Source organism: Collinsella sp. HCP28S3_B9 (genome assembly GCF_052066095.1).
Classification (GTDB): domain Bacteria; phylum Actinomycetota; class Coriobacteriia; order Coriobacteriales; family Coriobacteriaceae; genus Collinsella.
In genome coordinates this window covers 1-21,574 of sequence record NZ_JBQHST010000002.1, presented here as the reverse complement: position 1 = coordinate 21,574, position 21,574 = coordinate 1, and the positions used below count along the sequence as shown (strand labels likewise).

Below are 21,574 nucleotides of genomic sequence, written 5' to 3'. Positions count from 1 at the left end.
GTTTCGATGCTCTAGAAGCCGAGGAATTTGACTTCCGGTCTGAGCTCGATGCCATACGCCTCCCTCACCTTTCCGTGCACATGCCTGATAACCGCGGCCACGTCATCGGCCGAGGCGGTACCGTTATTAACGATAAAATTAGCGTGTACGGGCGAAACTTCCGCACCGCCAACCGAAAAACCCTTTAATCCACAATCCTCAATCAGCTTGCCAACGCTCGCGTCGGGTGGATTGCGAAAGACCGACCCGCAAGAAGCGCGACCCATGGGCTGCGTGCGTTTGCGCCTCGTCAGGTACCGCTCCATACGCTCGCGAATGTCGGCCTTAGGCGCAGGCTTGAGCTTAAGCACGCACTCGAGAATAATCTCGTTACGCGGCAGGCTGCACTCACGGTAGCCCCAGGCAATCTCGGACCCCGCATAATGCTTAATGCCGGATGCCGGGTCAAACGTGACCACATCCTCGACAAGCGAACCTATCCACTCGGTACGCGTACCGGCGTTCATAGATACGGCGCCGCCGACCGAGCCGGGGATGCCAACCGCAAACTCAAGGCCCGAAAGCCCGCGCGACAGGGCATCGTTGACCAAACGTGCGAACATAACGCCCGCGCCAACGGTCAGCGTGCAACCGTCCTCGGCAACAACGGTGCGCTGAAACTCACGCCCCAGCGAAATGACGGCGCCGCGATAGCCCGCATCGGCAACGAGCAGATTAGATCCCTTGCCGATAATGACCCACGGCACCTGCTCACGGTCGAGCACTGCCACGGCACGACGAAGGGCATGATAGCTATGGCACGTCACGAAGAGGTCGGCCTTGCCGCCGATACGATAACTCGTATGACGCGCAAGGCGTTCATCCTCGACTACATCCGTGTCAATCATGCCCGAAAGCGCCATAACGGCGTTAAACAGACCCATAGGGGCTAAGCGTCTTTCTTGGCAGTCAGATACTCGATGAACTCGGGGCCAACGGTCGTAACGTCGCCGGCGCCCATAGTAAGCAGCAGATCGCCCTCACCTACCATCTTCTCGAGCTCACGATTGAGCTCGAGACGGCTGGAGCAGTACACGACCTCCTTGCCAGGGTGCTTGGCGCGCACGGTATCAGCGAGCATCTTGGAGGTAACGCCCGGAATCGGCATCTCGCCGGCAGAGAACACATCGATGAGCAGCAGCTTATCGGCATTGGCGAAGGCATCGGCAAAGTCATCGCACAGCGCCTGCAAACGCGAATAGCGGTGCGGCTGGAACACGACGTCAACATGCTTGTAGCCCAGCGACGAGGCGGCGGCAAGCGTCGCCTTGATCTCGGTGGGGTGATGGCCGTAGTCATCGACCACGGTGATGCCGTCAATATCGCCCACATGGGTAAAGCGGCGGCGGACGCCCTCAAAGCTCGAAAGCGCCTCGGCTGCGGCGTCGACGTCGAGACCCAGGACATGGGCAACGGTTAGCACTGCCGTGGCGTTGAGCATGTTGTGGCGACCGGGGTTGCTCTTGATCTCGACAGCATGCTCGGTCCCATCCTCAAAGCGAACGATAAAGTCGCTCTGAATGCCCTTGACATCCGGATGCACGCAGACGACGTCGTTGGTTTCGGCAAAGCCATAGGAAAGCACGTGGCGACCCGTCGACTTGGCGAGTTCGACCAGATGCGGGTCCTCACCGCAAACGATGACGGTACCGCTCTCTCCAACCAGGCCCATAAACTTGGCAAAGGTGGCCTCGATCTCCTCGATGCCCGAGTAGTGGTCGAGATGGTCGGCCTCGACGTTGGTCACGATGACCACGTTGGGGTTCAGGAACAGGAACGAGCTGTCGGACTCATCGGCCTCGGCGACAAAGTAGTCACCCGAGCCGTTCTTTCCGTTGGTATCGTAACCCTCGACGATACCGCCGATCAAAAAGCTGGGATCCAGACCCATGCGGTCGAGCATGGTGGCACACATCGAGGACGTCGTGGTCTTGCCGTGCGTGCCGGCAACAGCGATGGTGGTGTAGCCGTGGCCCAGAGCCGAGAGCATCTTGGCGCGGGGCCACACAGGAATACCGAGCTCGCGAGCACGCACAAGCTCGGGGTTGGACTCGGGAATAGCGGTAGAGACCACGACCACGTCGGGCTTGACCTCATCGATCGTGGCGGCCTCGTGGCCCACATGAACCTTCACGCCAGCACGGGTAAGCTGACGAATGTAGCGCGAAGTCTTAAGGTCGGAACCGGTAACGGCATAGCCACGCTCGTGCAAAACGAGAGCGATGCCGCTCATGCCGGCGCCACCGATACCGATAAAGTGGGCGCTCTTGAACTCGGGCGCGGAGGTTGCAGTCTGGGAATCAGCCATGTGCTCGTGTACTCCTTGCGTAAACACTGCCTGTAACCCGTTAACTGTACCGCACCTACCGCATCCGCGCGAGCGCAAGCTCGATATCCCGTCTAACTAACGCAAACCCTCTACCGCATCGGCCAAAAGTGCGGCGGCGCGGTCCTGAGCCAACCCGCGCGCCGCCTGACGCATGGCATCGCGCGCTGTAGCGTCATCGACCAGATGCAGCAGCTCCTCGGCAAACGCCGGAGCATCGATATCGGCATCGGCACAAAGCACGCCGGCACCGGCATCGACCAGATAACGAGCATTGGTCGTCTGGTGGTCGGCCGTGGCATGCGGATACGGCACGAGCACCGAAGGCACGGCGAGGGCGGCAATCTCGGCCACGCTCGAGGCGCCGGAGCGCGAGAGCACCAGGTCAGCTGCAGCTAGCATGTCGCCCATGTTGTCAATGTAGGGCTGGACGCGATAGCGCTTCGTCTCATCGGACGTCAGCGCCAAAGCACGCTCGGTGTCTTCAAAGCCGTCGGCTCCCGTCGAATGCAAAATGTAGAGATTCTCGCGGGTCAGCAGCTCACTCTTGAGCGAGGCTACGCGCTCGTTGAGATGCTGGGCACCGAGCGAACCACCAAAGACGAGCAGAAGCGTTGCATCCTCGGGCACGCCAAGTGCCTCGCGGCCGCGGGCGCGATCGCCCTCAATGACCGAGCGGCGCACCGGATTACCGGTCATGAGCACATGCTCGGGGTCGCCCCCGCGCTCAAAGACAGAGCGCGCAGCCGGCACCGAGATACACACGCGGGCGGCATGGGAGCTCATCATCTTATTGGCCAGGCCCGGAACAGAGTTCTGCTCGTGCAGCAGATACGGAACGCCCGCATCCTTGCACCAGCCCAGCAGCGGGACCTCGACGTAGGCACCAAAACCGATGGCAGCATCGGGCTTGCCAACCTTTGAGAAATGGCTGGCGAGCGAGCGCTTGGCCTTATTGACGCGCCACAGCGAGCTCAGCGCGGTCCAAGGACGGGAGCGGTCGAAGCCCGTGACCGTGATAGGTACAAAATCAAACCCGGCCTCGGGAACCAAACGACCCTCGAGCTTGTGCGACTGGCCCACGAACACAACATGATGTCCGCGGTCGCGCAACTCCTCAGCCAAGGCAAGCGCAGGGTTGATATGTCCCGCCGTGCCGCCGGCTGCGATAGCAACGGTCATCTTATCGGTCATGAAAATCCCTTCGTACGCGCGGTCCCTGATCGTCGGTGCGCAGACGCGCCGACGGGTCCGAATTCAAATTGATTCGATTATATCCGCCGCCCGAGCTTCGGGGGTTCGGGCGTTGGGGACGCCCCTGCGGAGCCGTTCGCGGGCGCGGACGAGCCGCCGGCTCGGACGCAGAGCCATCCAAGACGGTAAAACCGTTGCGCGAAGGGCGATCGCCGCGCACATGGGGCACGCCGGCGGTGCTCTCGTCCATAACGGCAAAGCTCTCGCGGCGACGGTCGTACTCATCACGACGGGCGCTCTCGTGCGAGACGCGCAAGATCAGCCCCGCAAGCATAAGCGATACGATAATCGACGAACCGCCGTAGCTGATAAATGGCAGCGGCTTACCCGTCATGGGAAACACGTTGAGGATGCCCAGCGCATTGATCAAAAACTGTACCGCGAGAATGACTGCGGAACCCGATGCCATGAGCGCTCCGCGACGGTCCGCAGCCTGTTCGGCAATGCGAAACGCTGAGTAAATCAGCATCGCAAAGACCAGGAAGAGCAGCACGGTCCCGACAAAACCGACCTCCTCGCCGATAATGGCCAGAATATAGTCGTTGTGTGCCTCGGGCAGATACGAATACTTCATGGTGGAGTTACCGATGCCACGGCCGAACAAGCCGCCCGAAGCAAACGCCATGATGGCAAGCGTTGCCTGATAGCCATCGCCATACTCGTCGGCCCAAGGGTTCAGGGCAACCTGAACACGCACCATGCGGTACGGCTCTGCAACAAGCGCAAACACACTCATGACAATGACGAGAATGATCACGCCGATGATAAACTTGGGGTCTAGGCCCGCAAATAACGCCATACACATGAGGGTCAGCGAGATGATCAAGACGGTGCCATAATCGGGCTGGATAAAGATCAAAAAGAGCGAAATGCCCAAGTAGACGACCATCTTACGAAGGAACTCGTTGATATTGCCACCGGGCGAAAAGAAACGGTCGAGTATGATGGCCGAATACGCGATGGCAAACGGCTTTAAAAACTCAGACGGCTGGAACTGAATACCGGCGATGTTGAGCCAGCGCGTGGCGCCACGGCTGCCACTGCCGACAAGAAATACCGCAAACAGCAAGAGAATCATGCCGACAAGGAAGATCCTAAGTACATTTTCCCCAAACCAGCTGTCCGGCAAGACGCGAACGATCGCAACCATGGCAAGCACGCCAACCCCGGCAAAGGTAGCCTGTCGAACCAGGAAAAACGTCGCCGAGCCGTTCTCGTGCAATGCCTCGACCGATGACGCCGAGTACACCATCAGCAGCCCAAAGCACACTAAAGTAAACAGGCACGCCATGAATATCAAACGAGGGCGCATGATGCGGGCGGGGACGCCGGCAATATAGCGTTCACTGAGCGTCTGCCCGCCGCGACCGGAACGCGGCGTACTGCGCTGCGAGGAAGCACGGTCCGAGTCGGGCCTCCTCATACCTTGTCGGGGGCTCTCCTCTCTCACCGGCGGCCCCTATTCCATTTGCGATTTCGCTGCGGCGGCAAGCTGGGCCACGTAGTCCTTAAACACGCGGCCGCGCTCCTCGTAGCCCGAGAACTCATCGAACGAAGAACAGGCGGGAGAAAGCAGGATCACGTCGCCTCGGCTCGACAGCGAACGGGCAACGTCGACGGCGTCGCGCAGGTCGTCAGCCTGAGCGATATCAACGTCACCATCGACATCGGCCTCGTCCATAGCGGCGGTAAAGCGCTCGCGCGCATCGCCAAAGCAGACGACCGATCGCACGTTGTCCATGACAACGCGGGCGAAGGACTCGAGTGGCGTGCCCTTATCGTGACCACCGAGCAGCAAGATCACGTCGTCGTCGGGAAACGCCGTCAGGGCCTTTTCGACCGCATCGGTGTTCGTTGCCTTGGAATCGTTGACGTAGCGCACGCCATCGATCTCGCCACAGGGCTCAACGCGGTGCTCCAGCGGCTGGAATGAGGCCAGGCCGCGACACACACCGTCGACATCGGCACCGACGGCCAGGGCAGCCGTGGCAGCGCACAGGGCATTGATGACATTGTGATGTCCGGAGATTTTGAGCTCGGACGTGGCGATGAGCGGGGTCTCGACGCCCTTCAGGCGAATGACCATCTTGCCATCGCGCACAAATGCGGCGTCCTCGCCCGCAGGTTCGTCAAAGGCGACCTTGCAGATGCGACGACCCGGCGTGTAGACATACTCATCGAATTCATGGATACCGGCATCCTCGACGTCGATAACCACAAGGTCATCATCGACCATATTCTCGAAGAGCTTAATCTTGGCGAGCGCATAGTTCTTATGGCTCTTGTGCCAGCCCAGATGGTCGGGGGTAATGTTGAGCAGCACCGCCACACGGGGGTGGAGCTCGGTCGTCGTTGCGATCTGATAGCTCGAAAGCTCAGCTACAAACCACTCGTTATGCGCGCGGTCGTCGATTTCGTTCACCGGAGGCTCACCGATATTACCGACAGCAACGCTCGCCTCGCCCGCTGCCTTAAGCAGGTAGTCGGTCAGCGACGTGGTGGTCGTCTTGCCATTGGTGCCCGTAATGGCGATCCAATTTTGGGGAGACAGGCGGTAGGCAAACTCGGGCTCACCCATGATCTGGGCGGCGTGATCGCGGCCAGCCTTAAAGAATGGCGAGAACTCCGAGATGCCCGGACACGTCACACATACATCAAACGCGCCCTCGACCTGCTCGGTTCCGTAGACAAACGATACCCCGCGCGCCTCGAGCGAGCGCGTGGCATCATTGGGCTCGGACGTGCCGCCACCGTACACGGTAACGGTACTCACGCGCTCGGGGTGCGCAAGCGCCCAGCGAGCGACATCAAGACCGGACTTACCCTGGCCCAAGACGAGCAGGCTAAAGGAATCTGCAAGAGGCATGAAAAACCACTATCCCAACTGGAAAAACAGGGCAAGGCCCAGAGCGCCAAAAGCGGCAGCGACAATCCAAAAACGGATGACGACCTTAGTCTCGGCCCATCCCTTCTTCTCGAAATGATGATGAATGGGCGCCATAAGGAAGACGCGCTTATGCGTAAAGTGGAAGTAGACGACCTGAATCATGACCGACAGGGTCTCGACGATAAACAGGCCGCCGATGATGAGCGAGACGACCTCGGTGTTGGTCATAATGGACGTGCAGGCAAAGGCTGCACCCAAGGCAAGAGAGCCGGTATCACCCATAAAGATGCTCGCCGGATAGCAGTTGAACCAAAGGAAGCCCAGGCAAGCACCAGCACATGCGGTACAGAAGATAGACAGGTTTACGTCACCGTGCAAAAACGCCATGGCAGCCATGGCAAGCATGGCAATCATGGAGGTGCCACCGGCAAGGCCGTCCAGGCCATCGGTCAGGTTCACGGCATTAGAAAGACCGGCGATCATCAGCCAGCAAAAGACGATATAGAGCCACGGAAAGGTAAGGCCACCAATGGTGGTCGAGAAGACACCGAGGTCAATCGTCAGACCGCCGGGAAAACGAATCTCGGGGGCAACGCCGCACCAGCTGACGGCAAGCACGGTAAACGTGACGCAGATGATGGTGAGACCGATCATCTTGGCGTGGGGCGTCAGGCCGAGCGAACGACCGTGCGTGACAGAGGTCAAATCGTCGATAAGGCCCAGAACGCCGGTTGCAAGCGTGGCAAGCAGCACGAGCACAAGCTCGGTGGTGAGCTTGCCCATCAAAAGGCACGTCAGCGAAACGGCTACGAGAATGACAACGCCGCCCATGGTGGGCGTGCCCTGCTTAATCAGGTGGCGTTTGGGTCCATCGGCGCGGACCTGCTGGCCGATACCCTCGACCTTAAGAAGCTTAATCCACCACGGCATGAGCAGCAGCGCAATGGCGGCGGCGATGCCAAGTCCCAAAAAGGCCTGGTATGTAGGATACGCGGGGTTCCCGAACATGGGCTAGCACACACCTTCCACAAAGCGGTCGAGCTCGACAAAGCGAGAGCCCTTGACCAGCACAACGTCATGGTTCTCAAGTGCGCCGGACATACGGTCGAGCACCTGCTGATAATCGGAGAACACCTGGATGCGGTCCTCGTCCATGCCCATCATGCGCGCGGCTTCGGCCATACGAGCGGCCAGCTCACCGCCCACGCACGCCAGCATATCGAGCTTCTTAGCCGCGGCATAGGCGCCCACCAGCTCATGCATGCGGGGGGCCTCGTCGCCCATTTCGCCCATCTCGCCCAGAATCGCCATTCGAGAGCCAGAACACGAAAGCGAGCACAGCAGGTCAAGGCCAGCAGCCATGGATTCGGCGCTGGCGTTATACGAGTCGTCGATAATGCGGGTACCGCTCTTGGCGTGTTTGATCTCCTGACGATGACCGGTAATCGCGATACCCCTAAAGGCAGCATCGATCTGCTCGGGGGTCACACCCAAACGATAGGCAACTGCGGCGGCCTTAACGGCGTTGGGAACGGACTGGACGCCGGGAATGGCGAGCATGGTGTCAACGGACTCACCCATGCCAAAGTCAAGCGTAAAGACCGGGCGGCCCTCGTCATCAATGTGAATGCCGCGGGCGCAAACCTCATCAACATCCGAAACACCCGCCAGCATCACGTCGATACCCGCGGGCTCGGCAAACGTCTCACGAATGAACGGGGTGAAGTCGTCTTCGCCGCCCAAAACCAGCAACGGGAGAAGGTCGTCGGCGGCACACATGCCCCCAACAATCTCGGACTTAGCGCGGGCGATATTCTCGCGACTTCCCAGGATTCCAATATGAGAGGTGCCGATCTTGGTCACGATGGCAAGGTTGGGATTGGCGGACCGAGAAAGGCGCTCGATCTCGTGAAAATGGTTCATACCCATCTCGAGAACCAGCACCTCGGTGTCGGCAGGAGCGGCCAAAACCGTGAGCGGCATACCGATCAGATTGTTGAAATTACCCTTGGTGGCCCAAACGCGATAGCGCTTGGCAAGCACTGCCGCAAGGACATCCTTGGTCGTCGTCTTACCGATAGAGCCGGTAATGCCAACCACGAGGCAGCCAAGCTGCGTGCGATAGGCATGTGCCAGGCGCAGCAAAAATTCCTCGGGATCATCGGTGTGCAGGATGGCGCAGCCCTTACGCTGAGCCAGCGATACAAGCTCGGCATTGGGCTCGCGCGTCATCACAACAGCGCCGGCACCCGATTCGATGGCGCGGGAAGCAAAATCGTTGCCGTCGACTTTTTCACCCGGAAAGGCAACAAAAATCGTGCCTTCCTCAACCTGGCGCGAGTCGATAACGCACCCACGGCATACCCGATCGGCTTCTCCCGTCACGGTCCGGGCCCCTGTTGCGGCCGCGAGGTTGTTGACGGCGATCTCTATCATTGCAGCTCCCCTGTAAACCTAATAATGCTATCGGCGTATTGTATCCCAGCGCCGCGCATGCGTGGTGCAGGGCATGTGAACACCCTCCAGATTAATCGACAGCCCTTTTCAGGATTGTAACCCCCTACTTGGTGCGTGGGATACCCAACACATCGAGCGCGTTAGCCATAATGATCTGGAACGGCACGGCGGCAGCATCCGAACCGCTCGGCGTTCCGTCGAGCGTGATATAGCACAAAACCTTGGGTGCTTGCGCCGGGGCAAACCCCATAAAGGACGACATATAGCTCGCTTTGAGGTAGCCGCCTTTTTCATCGGCGCGCTCGGCCGTACCGGTCTTACCCGCCACGTCGTAACCGTCGACGGCGCCCCCGACACCCGTGCCCTCGGAAACGACCGTCTGCATGCACGATATCACCTGGGCGGCGGCGTCCTCAGAAATCGCCTGCTCGCCCTCGCCCCAGTCCTTCTCCTCGCCTTTGCTGGATTTATAAAAGTGCGGCGTCATCATCACGCCGCCGTTGGCAATGCCGCCCACGGCGCGCGCAATCTCGATCGGCGAGACAGACAGCGCTTGGCCAAAACTCATCGAGCCCAACGTGGCACCGTCATACTGGTCACGCTCCTTGACAATGCCAAGGCTCTCGCCGGGAAAATCGATGCCCGAACTGTGTCCAACGCCCCATTTGTCCACGTACGCGGCAAAATCGTCCGCGCCGATCTTACGCCCGACCAATACAAAGCCAACATTGGATGAGCGGCGCATCATCTCGCGCACATCCATGGTCATGGCGTAGTCACGCTTATCGACATCGGTGACGGTATCGTCGCCGACCTTAATGCTCGCCGGCACCTCAAACGACGTACTCGAGCGCACGACGCCCAAGTCGAAACCCGCACCCGCAACGAGCGTCTTAAAGACCGAACCGGGTTCATACGCATCGGTGACCAAGCGCAAGTTCATATCCTCGGTCTTGGCGTTCTCCAAATTGGTCGGGTCGTAGGTCGGATACGAACAGGCGGCCAGAATCTCGCCGGTAGTAGGGTCTGTCACCAAAGCCGAACCGTTCTTGGCTTTGGTCTTCTCGACCGCCTCCGCCAGAGCGTCCTCTGCTGCACGCTGGATATTGACATCCAGCGTCGTCACGATGTCAACGCCATCGATGGCGGCAACCTTTTTATAGGCGCCACCCGCAATATAGCTATCGTCCCTCGCACGCTCTCGTACCAGCGTGCCGTTTGTTCCGGTCAGCAATTTGTCATATTGCTTTTCAAGGCCCGTTAGGCCCACGTTGTCAACGTTCACCACGCCTAGAACCTGCGAAGCCAGATTGCCGTATGGATACACCCGCTTCATCGCCTGCTCAAAGAGCACGCCGGGCAGATTTTTCTTCTTCAATGCCGCGGCATCGTCCTCGTCCACCTGGCGCTTGATATACACCCAAGTGCCATCGGACTGAACCAGCTTGCGGCAAGTCTTCTTATCGATTCCAGTCGCCTTAACCAAGGCCGATACCGTTTTATCGACATCCTCGATCAGCTGTGGATTCACGGCGACATTGCTGCACTCGACCGATGACGTCAGCACGTTGCCGTTTCGGTCGTAGATCGTGCCGCGTTTGGCGTAAAGCGTCTCCGCAAGCAGGCGTCGAGCATCGGCGCGCCCGCGTAACTCATCGGCATTTACGATCTGGTAGTCGGTAAGGCGGATGGCGCCCGCAGCCAGGCCCAAACCGATACAACCCATGACGACATTACGGCGAGGCAATGGCGTCCCCGTAAGCCATTCGGTCGAAGATCGTCTATTCGATCTGCTATTGCGTACTTGAGGGTCATCCGAGCCGCGAAGGCGCGACGTTGGGTCGTTGCCACGATTCGACCCCAAGTTGTAAGATGACCGACCCGATCCTTGATAACCAGAACGTCCCCGCGAAGAGGGACGTCCCTGCCCGCGACTCCCGTCTGGACCGCGGCGATAATCATTTGTCATACTCAGCTACCGTCTTATTACTGGACAGCCGCAGCCGAGCTAGCGCCCGCGGCTGCATCCTGCGAAAAATCAAGTGTAACGCTCTCGCTGGGCTCCACCATGCCATAAGCGCCCGCAAGATCGCGAATGCGCGTATCGGCACCATAAACAGAGTGCATGACCTCAAGGTCAGAGCTCTCATCGGTCGCCTTCTCGAGCGTGTTGGTAAGCTCGGCGTTGCTGTTGAGCACCTGGGCCGTAACGCTTGCAAGCGCCACGCGGGCGACGCCAATCGTCATGAAGATAGCCGCAATGATGCAAAACGTTTTAAGAACGCTCATGAAAACCGGGCTTACCGCCTGGTTTGCCTGACGGCCCGCGCCCGTGTAGACATCAAAGCGCGGTGTGCGCTGCTCACGAGGAGCAGCGGGCGCCTGCGGTGCCTCGCGGTAGGCGGGCATGGCGTTCATATCATAGGCGAGCGCTGCGTTTGAGGTGTTGTAGCCCATGATATGCCGCCTCCCATCCCGAGTACGTTGGTAGTGTGTTTAAGCTTCGTTTATGGTGCGAGCGGGAGGTCCAATATCGCGCGCGTAACGCTACAAGCGCTCCGCCACGCGGATTTTGGCTGATCTCGCCCGAGGGTTGCGCGCAACCTCATCGGGTTGGGCAACCAAGGGTTTGCGGGTGATGACCTTGAGTATCGGCACGTTGCCGCACACGCACACCGGAATCTCCGGCGGACACGTGCACCCCTGGCTCATCTCCTTAAAGTGGTTCTTTACGATACGGTCCTCGAGCGAGTGATACGAGATGACGCAGATGCGTCCGCCCGGGTTGAGCCACCTGGTGGCGGCGTCAAGTCCTCTCTCGAGCACATCGAGTTCATGATTGACCTCGATGCGAATGGCCTGGAAACTTTTCTTGGCCGGGTGTCCGCCATGCCGACGAGCGGCAGCCGGAATGCCAGCCTTGATGATCTCGACAAACTGACCGGTGGTTTCAATCGGTTCGGACTCGCGTCGACGCACGATCTCGCGTGCGATCTGCGAGGCGAACTTCTCTTCGCCATAGACGCGTAGAATCCGGGCGAGGTCGTGTTCGTTATAGGTGTTGATGACCTCAGCTGCGTTTAGGGTGTTGTTACCCGGATCCATCCGCATGTCCAATGGGGCATCTTCGTTATACGAAAAGCCCCTGCCAGGGATATCGAGTTGCGGTGACGAAACGCCCAAGTCGAACAGGAAGCCATCGACCCCGGGCACCTCGGCCGAGCAAAGCAGCTCGTCCAAGTCGCCAAAGTTGCCCTTCAGTAGCTGATGCGGGACGCCGGGGACCTCGCGGTCCAGACGGGCACCAGCGGCGTCGAGGGCCATGTCGTCCTGATCGACGCCAAGCAAAAGACCCGTCTCCCCCACCTGCGCGGCCATCTTTACCGAATGACCGGCACCGCCAAGGGTGCAATCGCAGACGACAGATCCGCTCTTTAGCTGCAGCGACTCAAGCACTTCGCCGAGCATGACAGGTTCATGCCGATATTCTTGTGTCAAGATCCCACGCTCCATCCGTTACTCATGCCTTGCCCTTACGAGAAGAAGAGGTCCAGCAGAGCCTCATCGTCATCGTCCTCATCGGCCGTAGCACGGTCCCAAACCTCGAGGTGGTCGTAGTTGCCCACAACCGTGACCTCGCGGTCGAGGTTCGCCTGCTTGCGGAGAGACTCAGAAAGACCGATACGACCGGCGCTGTCCACATCCATCGAGGTGGTGCGCTTGTTGATCGCCCTCATGAGTTTCTGGTCGTTGATGTCACGCGGGTTAAAACCCTCGTGGCCCTCACGACCCGCGAAGAGTCCTTCGACCCACTTATCGAAGGCCTCGGCAGAGAACACGTACAGAGCATCGACATCCAGGGCTTTGAACACGCGAACATGCTCTCCAAGCTCCTCGCGAAGGGGTGCAGGCAGGGACAGACGACCTTTTGCATCGAGATTGCGCTCGTATGCACCCGTCATTCCCATGTGCGCCCTCCCCTCGGTTACTCAGATGGCACGTACGCGGGGAACCACCCCGCCTGTCGACGTCATTAATAATATGGGGAACTGCCCCATTTTTCAACATCTTTCCCCACACCTTCCCCCACAACACCCCACCACTCCACCCTCTATATGCTGTAAAACACCCTCGTTCATATGTTCGAAAACACAATATGTTGTGCTTACAGCACAGCCGAGATGCCATCTGTAGCAGCCCGGCTTTCAACCTCAACCTTCAAGTTGACCTTGAGGCGAATTTTGTGTCCCTTTACGCGCCGTTCACATCGCCCCCCAAACTTCCCCACCAACGTCATGCGCGACCCACCGGCGCATCGGCGCAAGACAAAAGATGGGGCGGACCCCAGATTGCCGATACGCGCACAAAACCGCGTCACGACAACCTGGGGTCCGTCCCCCATTAGTTGTAAATATGCAGGTCAAAGAGTCGCTAGCGATGCGCCAACGGATGAGCCGCCAGGTAGACCTCGGTCAGCTGCGTGCGGTCGACATGCGTGTAGACCTGTGTGGTCGAAATGTCGGCATGTCCCAAAATCTCCTGTAGCACGCGCAGGTCGGCACCGCCCGCAAGCATATGGGTCGCAAAGGAGTGACGCAAGGTATGAGGATGAAGCCCCACCAGTCCCACCTGACGCCCGTATCGCTCGCATATGACATGAACACTCTGACGCGACAGGCGACCACCGTTCTTATTTAAAAAGACTGCCGGTGTCTTTGACCCGCGGGCATGAGCGGCCAGGCGCCGACGCCCATCAGCAATATATTGAGCCATAGCCCGTGCGGCACTTCCCACGAGTGGGGCAAGCCGCTCCTTCGAGCCCTTGCCGCGCACCAGCACAAAGCCGTCGTCAAAATGGACGTCGCCCACATCGAGCCCCACCAACTCGCTCACGCGCAGGCCACATCCATAGAGCACTTCCAAAATGGCATGGTCCCGCAAACCCATCTCCCCTTCCGGGAAATCTTGGTCGAGGAGCGCCGAGACATCCCCTACCGAGAGACACTCCGGAAGGCGCTCCGCCTTTTTGGGCAGGCGCAGTGCAGCCGTCGGGTTTTGGGCGACGATTCCATCGCGAACCAAAAAGGCATGCAAACCTTTCACGGCCGCAACTGCACGCTCCACCGAGGCATCGGAGTAGCCCCCGTCGCGCCGATCACCGACAAAACCCTCTATTATCTGACGGTTCACGCCTTCAAAGGACTCAACACCGACCCGCTCCAGGTAGGAACAGTAAGTCGTCAAGTCACGACGATATGCCGCGATCGTATTGCGCGCCAAGCCTCGCTCGACCGCAAGGTAATCAAGATACTCCCCCGTCACCGTATCGAGCAACGAGGGAGTATCTTCGGTATGTCTTTCGTTCGCTGACACCCTTAGTCCGTCGCGAGGTTCATGGGCGTCACCTGCAGGCGATCGACACCCTCGTGCTGGCCAATCGAGGCGCGCACGAACTCGCGGAACAGAGGCTGCGGCTTGGTCGGACGGCTCTTAAACTCGGGGTGGGCCTGGGTGGCCACATACCACGGATGCACGTCACGCGGCAGCTCGACCATCTCGACCAGACGCTCGTCAGGCGAAAGACCCGAGATAACCAAACCCGCGTCCTCGAGCTGGTCGCGGAAGGCATTGTTGAACTCAAAGCGATGACGGTGGCGCTCATAGACAAGCTCCTCGCCATAGGCCTCGCGCGCAAGGGTATCGGCGGCGAGCTTGCACGGATAGGCGCCCAGGCGCATGGTGCCGCCCTTCTCGGTCACGTCCTCCTGCGAGCTCATCAGGTCAATTACGCTAAACGGACCGTCCGGATCGAACTCGGAGGAGCTAGCGCCGGCAAGGCCGACCACGTTGCGGGCAAACTCGCACACGGCGACCTGCATGCCCAGACAAATGCCCAGATACGGAATCTTATGCTCGCGAGCAAACTCGGCAGCAAGAATCTTGCCCTCCAGGGCACGCTTGCCAAAGCCGCCGGGCACCAAAATGCCCGATGCGTCGCCCAGCACCTCGGAGACGTTCTGCTCGTCGAGGCTCTCGCCGTCGACCAGCTGCACGTCCACATGACGATCATAGAAAACGCCTGCATGATGCAGGGCCTCGATAACCGACAGGTAGGCATCGGGGAGCTGGGTGTACTTGCCCACAACGGCGATCTTGACCTTGTCGGTATGGTGGTTGGCATGATTCTGTTTGCGCAGGAACTCGTTCCACTCGCTCATGTCGCGCTCGCGCGGGTCCAAGCCCAGGCGCTCGCAAATGCGCAGGTCAAAGTCCTGCTCGGCGAGCAGCTGCGGCACGTCGTAAATACTCGCGCAATCTTCGTTGGTAAAGACGCAGTCGGTATCGACGTCGCAGAAGCTTGCGATCTTGCCACGGATGGCATCGTCGATATGGTGATCAGAACGCAGCACAATGATGTCGGGCTGAATGCCAAAGCTGCGAAGCTCCTTGACCGAATGCTGCGTGGGCTTGGTCTTGACCTCGTGCGCGGCGGCGATATAGGGGACGAGCGACACGTGGATGTAGCAGACGTTCTCGGGACCGGCCTCTTTACGGTACTGGCGGATGGCCTCCACGAACGGCTGCGACTCGATATCGCCAATCGTGCCGCCCAGCTCGGTGATGACCACGTCGGAACCGGTCTGCTCCTCGATGCGGCGGAACTTATCCTTAATAGCGTTGGTGACGTGCGGAATCACCTGAACGGTGCCGCCTAAAAAGTCACCGCGACGCTCGCGGGCAATCAGGCTCTTGTAGATAGCGCCGGTCGTAAAGTTGGAATCACGGGTAAGATTCTCGTCAATAAAGCGCTCATAATGGCCCAGGTCCAGGTCGGACTCGTAGCCATCCTCGGTCACGAAGACCTCACCATGCTGAAACGGGCTCATGGTGCCGGGGTCGACGTTCAGATACGGGTCGGCCTTCTGCATCGTCACCTTGTAACCGCGTGACTTGAGCAGACGGCCCAACGAGGCCGCGGTGATGCCCTTACCCAAGGACGAAACTACGCCGCCGGTTACAAACACATGCTTGGTCATATTGAATTACCTGCGCTTCCCGTAGAAGTTTTCCATTCACATCTTACGGGTCTTCATTGTAATACTCGAAAAGCAAGCCGCTCGCTATTTTTCACCCGCATGCCCGCATTTCTCCATCTCGAAACAAAACACCGCCCAAGTAGCTTTGGGCGGTGCAGGCTCGTCGAAACTGCCGTGTTGTTACCGATCGGCAGTCTCATCCTTCAACATATCTTGAACAAGCATGCCGGCACGAACACCCTTAAGGTACCACTCGCCTCGCCCGGTCAGGCATATGCCGTTTGCAAGCTGGCCGCCATCATCGTTATAACGAGAAACGACCTCGATAAGGCCATCAGAATCCAAACGGTCGATTGCAGCGCGGGCACGATACGGCGAAACCCCTACGCACTCGGAGAGTGTCTTGCGCGAGAAACCGTACGGCACACCGTTTCCCTTAGATTGCCGAGCGATCTCCATCAGCACCAGCACCTCGACACGCTTCATATCGTTGACACTCGCACGACCCTTGCCCGCCATGGCAGCCTCCTCAAACCGAGCACGAGCATCAAAAGCACCGCGCATGACCGGCGCATCCCTCGATGGCCGGTAACATCCATCATGGGTAGCCCCGCAAAGGATGAATCCACTGAGGTAATTGTATACCGCGCAAATCGCTTTTGGGCAGGTAAACGGCCTAAATTTCGGCAAATTAAGCCCTAAAACCCCCTAAGCGCCGCATCGGGTGCGCACTCCGATGCGGCGTTTCATCTCAATCTTAGCGATGGAAGAAGCCGCGGCGCTCAAACTTGGGCTCACAGCACACGTTAATGCCCAGCTTGCGCAGCACCGTCTCGTCCGTAGGCGAGATAATCACGCTAAAGAAGGCGTCGCAGCCGCGCAGCTGCTCAAGACCCGAAAGAACACGAGTAGCCGTCTCACTCGTGGCCGAGGTGATAGAGAGCGCCATGAGCGTCTCGTCAGTGTGGAGACGCGGGTTTTTGCTGCCAAGGAAATGCGTCTTGAGCTTGCTGATAGGCTCAATCGCCTCATCGCTGATGACCTCGAGCTCAAGATCGACGCCCGAAACATGCTTAAGCGCGTTCATGATGAGCGAGCTCGCGGCACCCAGACGCGTTGAGGTCTTTCCGGTCACTACCGAACCGTCCGGCATCACCATGGCACCCACGGGACCGCCCGTCAGTTGCTCCCTGGTGAGAGCAGCCGAGCGTGCCGGCGAATAGTTCTTGTCGATGCCGGCTTTTTTCATAATGAGTTTGAGACGGTCGACCTGCTCATCGCCCACGCCAGTACGGCGCACGCTTTCAACCGCGGCAAAATAGCGGCGCACGATCTCCATCTTGGAGGCATCTCGGCATGCATCGTCATCGGTAATGGCAAAACCGACCATATTGACGCCCATGTCCGTGGGGCTCTGATAGGGGCTCTCGCCCAAGATCTTTTCCATCAGGGCGCGAACAACCGGGAACGCCTCAACGTCTCGGTTGTAGTTGACCGTGGTCTTGTTATATGCCTCAAGGTGGAACGAGTCGATGATGTTGGCGTCATCGAGGTCTGCCGTGGCAGCCTCATAGGCAATGTTCACCGGATGCGTGAGGGGGAGATTCCAGACCGGGAAGGTCTCAAACTTGGCATAGCCGGCAGCGGTCCCATGCTTGTGCTCGTGATACAGCTGCGAAAGGCAGGTGGCGAGCTTACCCGAGCCAGGGCCGGGCGCCGTCACGACAACGAGCGGACGCGTGGTCTCGACAAACTCGTTCTTGCCGTAGCCTTCATCAGAAACGATCAGGTCGACATCGTGCGGATAGCCCTCGATGGGATAGTGCAGCTTGGCGGGAATGCCGAGCGCGTTTAGACGATTGCGGAAGACGTCGGCAGCGGGCTGACCGGCATACTGCGTGATGACCACGGCGGCAACGGCAAATCCGTTCCCGCGGAACAGATCGACCAGACGCAGGACGTCCTCGTCATAGGTAATGCCCAAGTCGCCACGGGCCTTGTTCTTCTCGATATGGTTCGCATTGATTGCGATGATGACCTCGACGTCGTCGGCAATGCTCTTGAGCATGCGGAACTTGCTGTCCGGTTCAAAACCCGGCAGCACGCGGCTCGCATGATAGTCATCGAACAGCTTGCCGCCAAACTCCAAATACAGCTTGCCGCCAAACTGCGAGATGCGCTCCTTAATGTGAGCAGCCTGCAGCTCGATATACTTCGCGTTGTCGAAACCCTGGCGCATGTATGGCTCCCGTCCCGTTTCCATTTAATGTCCTAGGCGATTATAGCGGAGCAGACCCTCCCCCACCGACGAGGCCGGGGCAGCTAATTTGGGACGGGGCTTTTTTGACTACCCTTTATGTGGGGGTAGTCAAAAAAGCCCCGTCCCAAATTAGCTGCCCCAAACGCACTTCCCCTGCACCAGCAATGGCAACATCGCAGGCTGAGCATAAGTCAGCGAAAGCCCGCCAGAGCGAGCAAGGTGACGTGAAAGAGGAGGGCATAGGCCTTTTGGCCATGCCCGACGATTGAACGTCAGATTGCCGCTCTGGCGGGCTTGCAGCGTCGGCCCGTTCCGGCGTTTGGTAAAACGCCGGAACACAAGAGCGCCCCCTCCCGCGCACGGAACGGGAGGGGGCTAAAGGTAGGAGTCTACCGGTGGGTTGACCCCACCGGACAGACGATGACCAAGTGATCCTCTACAGGATCGTCAAGGTTTCCGTGGGGCACCCGTTGGGTACTTAGATCAACACGCAGGCGACGGTCAGGATGATGGCGCAGACGACGGAGAGAACGACGATGAGCTTAAGGGCAAACTTGAGCCAGGTCGTCCACTCGATCTTGGCCAGGGCGAGACCGCCCATGATGGCACCGGAGGTCGGGGTGAACAGGTTCACGACACCGATGGCGGCGGAGAAGATCATGACCATGACCTCGGGCGAGAAGCCGAGCTTAACAGCCAGCGGTCCCATGATGGGCATGGAGACGGTAGCCATACCAGAGGTCGACGGGATCAGGAAGGACAGGCCGAAGTAGACCAGGAAGCTCATGGGAGCGAAGATCACGCCGGACAGACCAGCCAGGGCACTGGCGGCAGCGTCGAGGACGTAGACGTCGAGACCGGTGTTGGCCATGAGGACGGAGATGCCACGGGCGAGGGCGATGACGAGAACAACGGACATCATGTCGGCAGCGCCGGTGATGAAGGTGTTAACGATCTGCTTCTCGGACAGGCCACCGATGATACCGATCAGGATAGCCATGAGGAAGAACCAGGTGGAAGCCTCGTCGAAGTACCACTGGCCAATGGGCAGGCCGGTGATCAGGGCAGACCAGCCCTGGACGACGGTGTTACCGTCGGCATCGTAGACAGCGCCAGCGTCAAAGAAGTTGGCAACGCCCTCGTTGAGGTCGGCCAGCGGAATGAAGCCGACGATCATGACGACGAAGGTGAAGGCAAAGGCGATCAGAACACCCTTCTGACGACCGGTGAGCTTGACCTCCTTGTTAACCTCGGAAGCAGCCTTGCCGTGAGCCTCTTCGGCGTCCTTGAGCTCCTGCATCGACAGGATGGTGGAACCCTTGTCAGCCTTGACCTTCTTGGCATAGCCCATGACGAAGAAGATGGAAATGGCCGTGGTAACAATCCACAGGACGGCACCGAGGCCGATGATGATGGACTGGTTGACCTCAATGCCAACGCCGGTCAGAGCGTCGACGGCAGCGCCGACGGCGAACGGGTTAACCGTGGAGCCCAGGCAACCGCAGCCAGCGCCGAGCAGGACGGTAGCGGCGCCGACCATGGGGTCGAAGCCGGCAGCCATCATGGTAGCGGCGAGCAGGGCGTAGAAGGGAACGGTCTCCTCGCACATACCATAGGTGGTACCACCGAGGGAGAAGATGAGCATAAGGACAGGAACGAGCATGATCTCGTTGCCCTTAAGCTTCTGCACCAGAACGGCGATGCCGTTGTCCAGAGCGCCAGTCTCGGTCATCATACCGAGGAAGCCGCCCAGGATCATAACGAAGAGGCAGACGGGCAGAGCGTCAGCGAAGCCCAGGATCGGGGCGGTGCAGAAATCGCTCAGACGGGCTGCAGTAACAGCGCCGCCGGACGTGCCGGAGACGATAACGGTAATCACTGCAACAATTGCCAGCAGAGCTAGAAGAATGGTGAACGATGAAGGCATACCGCGCTTTTTCTTAGCGGTCTCAGTCATAGTTCTCATCCCCCCTTCATAAATCATTTAACTTTCTCGCGCGAAGCGGATCTTCCGTGCCGTGCCCACCGCCCGACGCAAGATATTTACCAGACAAACCGCTCGGGGTGTGCAGCAATACACCCCGAGCGAAATGCTTAAAGGCTCTTACTTGAGCGTTGCGTACATGACAGCCTTGATGGTGTGCATGCGGTTCTCGGCCTCGTCGAAAACCTTGGAAGCGGGGCTCTCGAAGACCTCGTCGGTGACCTCCTGCTCGGTAATGCCGAACTGCTCGCACTTCTCGGCGCCAATGGTGGTGTTGGTGTCGTGGAAGCTGGGCAGGCAGTGCAGGAAGATGGCACCCGGGTTGGCCATAGCCATGACCTCGGAGGTGACACGATACGGGGTGAGCTGAGCGATGCGCTCGGCCCAGACCTCGTCAGGCTCGCCCATGGAGACCCACACGTCGGTGTAGATAACGTCGGCACCGGTGACGCCGTCCTTGACGTCGGTGGTCAGCTTGATGGTGCAGTCGTTAGCCTCGGCGATGGGCTTGCAGGCCTCGATGACGTCGTCAGCGGGCATGCACTCCTCGGGGCCACAGGCCACGAAATTCATGCCGAGCTTGGAGCAGACAACCATGAGGGAGCGAGCAACGTTGTTCTTGCAGTCGCCCATGAAGACGAGAGTCTTGCCCTTGATGTCGTAGTTGAAGTTCTCCTGGACGGTCAGGATGTCGGCGAGCATCTGGGTGGGATGCCACTCAGTGGTCAGGCCGTTCCACACGGGCACGCCGGACTTAGCGGCGAGCTCCTCGACGTCGTCCTGGGCAAAGCCACGGAACTCGATGCCGTCATACATGCGGCCGAGAACGCGGGCGGTGTCCTCGATGGACTCCTTCTTGCCCATCTGCGACGAACCCGGATCGAGGTAGGTGACGCCCATGCCCAGATCCATGCCGCCGACCTCGAAGGCGCAGCGGGTACGAGTGGAGGTCTTCTGGAAGAGCAGAACGATGTTCTTGCCCTCGAGATAGCGGTGCGGAACGCCAGCGCGCTTCATGTCCTTGAAGTTCTTGGAGAGCTTGAGCAGGTACTCGATCTCCTCGGTGGTGAGGTCGAGGAGCTTGAGGAAGCTACGGCCGGAGAGGTTAACACCCATGGTTCGTTTCCTTTCGAAAAATGAATTACGCAAGTATTAGTGTTGCCCGTTTGACGGGCGAAACCGGTGCGGTTGTAGGGGGACCGCACCGGAAACGGAAAGACTTAGAGGTCCTCGCGCCAGAAGGGCATGCTCATGCAGCGCGGGCCGCCACGGCCGCGGGAGAGCTCGGCGGAGGGCACGACGAGAAGGTCCAGGCCCTCCTTGTACAGCA

Annotated in this window: 18 protein-coding genes; all 18 read right to left on the bottom strand. The window is 59.2% G+C overall.

All coding sequences use genetic code 11. The features are described 5' to 3' along the window. Positions 1-11: 11 nt before the first annotated feature. The gene (murB, locus tag ACTNBB_RS00990) at positions 12-923 is read right to left on the bottom strand and encodes a UDP-N-acetylmuramate dehydrogenase (RefSeq protein ID WP_154515248.1); all 912 of its coding nucleotides are present in this window, start codon (positions 921-923) and stop codon (positions 12-14) included. Between the two features lie 5 nt (positions 924-928). Continuing rightward, entirely contained in the window at positions 929-2,347 is a 1,419-nt protein-coding gene (gene murC, locus ACTNBB_RS00985; protein ID WP_154515246.1) for a UDP-N-acetylmuramate--L-alanine ligase, read from the bottom strand. A gap of 96 nt (positions 2,348-2,443) precedes the next feature. Continuing rightward, positions 2,444-3,559: an undecaprenyldiphospho-muramoylpentapeptide beta-N-acetylglucosaminyltransferase gene (gene murG / locus ACTNBB_RS00980; RefSeq protein WP_441056184.1), complete on the bottom strand. Its 1,116-nt coding sequence runs from the start codon at positions 3,557-3,559 to the stop codon at positions 2,444-2,446. Beyond that, positions 3,549-5,069 carry a putative lipid II flippase FtsW gene (gene ftsW / locus ACTNBB_RS00975; protein WP_441071002.1) on the bottom strand — a complete coding sequence of 507 codons (1,521 nt, stop codon included), beginning with the start codon at positions 5,067-5,069 and terminating at the stop codon, positions 3,549-3,551. Before ftsW ends, murG begins: the two co-directional genes overlap by 11 nt. A gap of 9 nt (positions 5,070-5,078) precedes the next feature. Then, positions 5,079-6,485 carry a UDP-N-acetylmuramoyl-L-alanine--D-glutamate ligase gene (murD, locus tag ACTNBB_RS00970; RefSeq protein WP_441056186.1) on the bottom strand — a complete coding sequence of 469 codons (1,407 nt, stop codon included), beginning with the start codon at positions 6,483-6,485 and terminating at the stop codon, positions 5,079-5,081. Between the two features lie 9 nt (positions 6,486-6,494). Beyond that, complete coding sequence (gene mraY, locus ACTNBB_RS00965) at positions 6,495-7,514, bottom strand: phospho-N-acetylmuramoyl-pentapeptide-transferase (protein WP_441056187.1); 1,020 nt, start codon at positions 7,512-7,514, stop codon at positions 6,495-6,497. A 3-nt stretch (positions 7,515-7,517) separates the two neighbouring features. Beyond that, a complete protein-coding gene (locus tag ACTNBB_RS00960; protein WP_441056188.1) occupies positions 7,518-8,942 on the bottom strand; it encodes a UDP-N-acetylmuramoyl-tripeptide--D-alanyl-D-alanine ligase in 1,425 nt (474 codons plus the stop codon). Between the two features lie 124 nt (positions 8,943-9,066). Continuing rightward, a complete protein-coding gene (locus tag ACTNBB_RS00955; protein ID WP_441071000.1) occupies positions 9,067-10,710 on the bottom strand; it encodes a peptidoglycan D,D-transpeptidase FtsI family protein in 1,644 nt (547 codons plus the stop codon). 239 nt (positions 10,711-10,949) lie between these two features. After that, complete coding sequence (locus ACTNBB_RS00950; protein WP_427719178.1) at positions 10,950-11,420, bottom strand: hypothetical protein; 471 nt, start codon at positions 11,418-11,420, stop codon at positions 10,950-10,952. Between the two features lie 90 nt (positions 11,421-11,510). Continuing rightward, positions 11,511-12,476: a 16S rRNA (cytosine(1402)-N(4))-methyltransferase RsmH gene (gene rsmH, locus ACTNBB_RS00945; RefSeq protein ID WP_441056190.1), complete on the bottom strand. Its 966-nt coding sequence runs from the start codon at positions 12,474-12,476 to the stop codon at positions 11,511-11,513. Between the two features lie 20 nt (positions 12,477-12,496). Continuing rightward, positions 12,497-12,931, bottom strand: coding sequence for a division/cell wall cluster transcriptional repressor MraZ (locus tag ACTNBB_RS00940; RefSeq protein ID WP_035137949.1), 435 nt, complete (start codon positions 12,929-12,931; stop codon positions 12,497-12,499). A 463-nt stretch (positions 12,932-13,394) separates the two neighbouring features. Beyond that, complete coding sequence (gene xerD / locus ACTNBB_RS00935; RefSeq protein ID WP_370450556.1) at positions 13,395-14,336, bottom strand: site-specific tyrosine recombinase XerD; 942 nt, start codon at positions 14,334-14,336, stop codon at positions 13,395-13,397. Positions 14,337-14,338: 2 nt separating this feature from the next. Beyond that, positions 14,339-16,000, bottom strand: coding sequence for a CTP synthase (locus ACTNBB_RS00930; RefSeq protein WP_427727635.1), 1,662 nt, complete (start codon positions 15,998-16,000; stop codon positions 14,339-14,341). Positions 16,001-16,180: 180 nt separating this feature from the next. Beyond that, positions 16,181-16,564: a hypothetical protein gene (locus ACTNBB_RS00925; protein WP_154515229.1), complete on the bottom strand. Its 384-nt coding sequence runs from the start codon at positions 16,562-16,564 to the stop codon at positions 16,181-16,183. 193 nt (positions 16,565-16,757) lie between these two features. Continuing rightward, positions 16,758-18,239, bottom strand: a complete 1,482-nt coding sequence (locus tag ACTNBB_RS00920) for a DUF1846 domain-containing protein (RefSeq protein ID WP_154515227.1) — start codon at positions 18,237-18,239, stop codon at positions 16,758-16,760. A 499-nt stretch (positions 18,240-18,738) separates the two neighbouring features. Further along, positions 18,739-20,226 carry a YfcC family protein gene (locus tag ACTNBB_RS00915; RefSeq protein ID WP_370450555.1) on the bottom strand — a complete coding sequence of 496 codons (1,488 nt, stop codon included), beginning with the start codon at positions 20,224-20,226 and terminating at the stop codon, positions 18,739-18,741. A gap of 138 nt (positions 20,227-20,364) precedes the next feature. Continuing rightward, the gene (gene argF / locus ACTNBB_RS00910) at positions 20,365-21,360 is read right to left on the bottom strand and encodes an ornithine carbamoyltransferase (RefSeq protein ID WP_154515223.1); all 996 of its coding nucleotides are present in this window, start codon (positions 21,358-21,360) and stop codon (positions 20,365-20,367) included. 104 nt (positions 21,361-21,464) lie between these two features. Next, positions 21,465-21,574 (bottom strand): arginine deiminase family protein (locus tag ACTNBB_RS00905; protein WP_148332920.1); only part of this gene is annotated, 110 nt, incomplete at its 5' end.

Bases quoted from the DNA above. Each gene is read 5' to 3' on its own strand.
- murB (WP_154515248.1), bottom strand. From the start codon at position 923: ATGGGTCTGTTTAACGCCGTTATGGCGCTTTCGGGCATGATTGACACG.
- murC (WP_154515246.1), bottom strand. From the start codon at position 2,347: ATGGCTGATTCCCAGACTGCAACCTCCGCGCCCGAGTTCAAGAGCGCC.
- murG (WP_441056184.1), bottom strand. From the start codon at position 3,559: ATGACCGATAAGATGACCGTTGCTATCGCAGCCGGCGGCACGGCGGGA.
- murD (WP_441056186.1), bottom strand. From the start codon at position 6,485: ATGCCTCTTGCAGATTCCTTTAGCCTGCTCGTCTTGGGCCAGGGTAAG.
- mraY (WP_441056187.1), bottom strand. From the start codon at position 7,514: ATGTTCGGGAACCCCGCGTATCCTACATACCAGGCCTTTTTGGGACTT.
- ACTNBB_RS00960 (WP_441056188.1), bottom strand. From the start codon at position 8,942: ATGATAGAGATCGCCGTCAACAACCTCGCGGCCGCAACAGGGGCCCGG.
- ACTNBB_RS00950 (WP_427719178.1), bottom strand. From the start codon at position 11,420: ATGGGCTACAACACCTCAAACGCAGCGCTCGCCTATGATATGAACGCC.
- rsmH (WP_441056190.1), bottom strand. From the start codon at position 12,476: ATGGAGCGTGGGATCTTGACACAAGAATATCGGCATGAACCTGTCATG.
- ACTNBB_RS00940 (WP_035137949.1), bottom strand. From the start codon at position 12,931: ATGGGAATGACGGGTGCATACGAGCGCAATCTCGATGCAAAAGGTCGT.
- ACTNBB_RS00930 (WP_427727635.1), bottom strand. From the start codon at position 16,000: ATGACCAAGCATGTGTTTGTAACCGGCGGCGTAGTTTCGTCCTTGGGT.
- ACTNBB_RS00925 (WP_154515229.1), bottom strand. From the start codon at position 16,564: ATGCGCGGTGCTTTTGATGCTCGTGCTCGGTTTGAGGAGGCTGCCATG.
- ACTNBB_RS00920 (WP_154515227.1), bottom strand. From the start codon at position 18,239: ATGCGCCAGGGTTTCGACAACGCGAAGTATATCGAGCTGCAGGCTGCT.
- ACTNBB_RS00915 (WP_370450555.1), bottom strand. From the start codon at position 20,226: ATGAGAACTATGACTGAGACCGCTAAGAAAAAGCGCGGTATGCCTTCA.
- argF (WP_154515223.1), bottom strand. From the start codon at position 21,360: ATGGGTGTTAACCTCTCCGGCCGTAGCTTCCTCAAGCTCCTCGACCTC.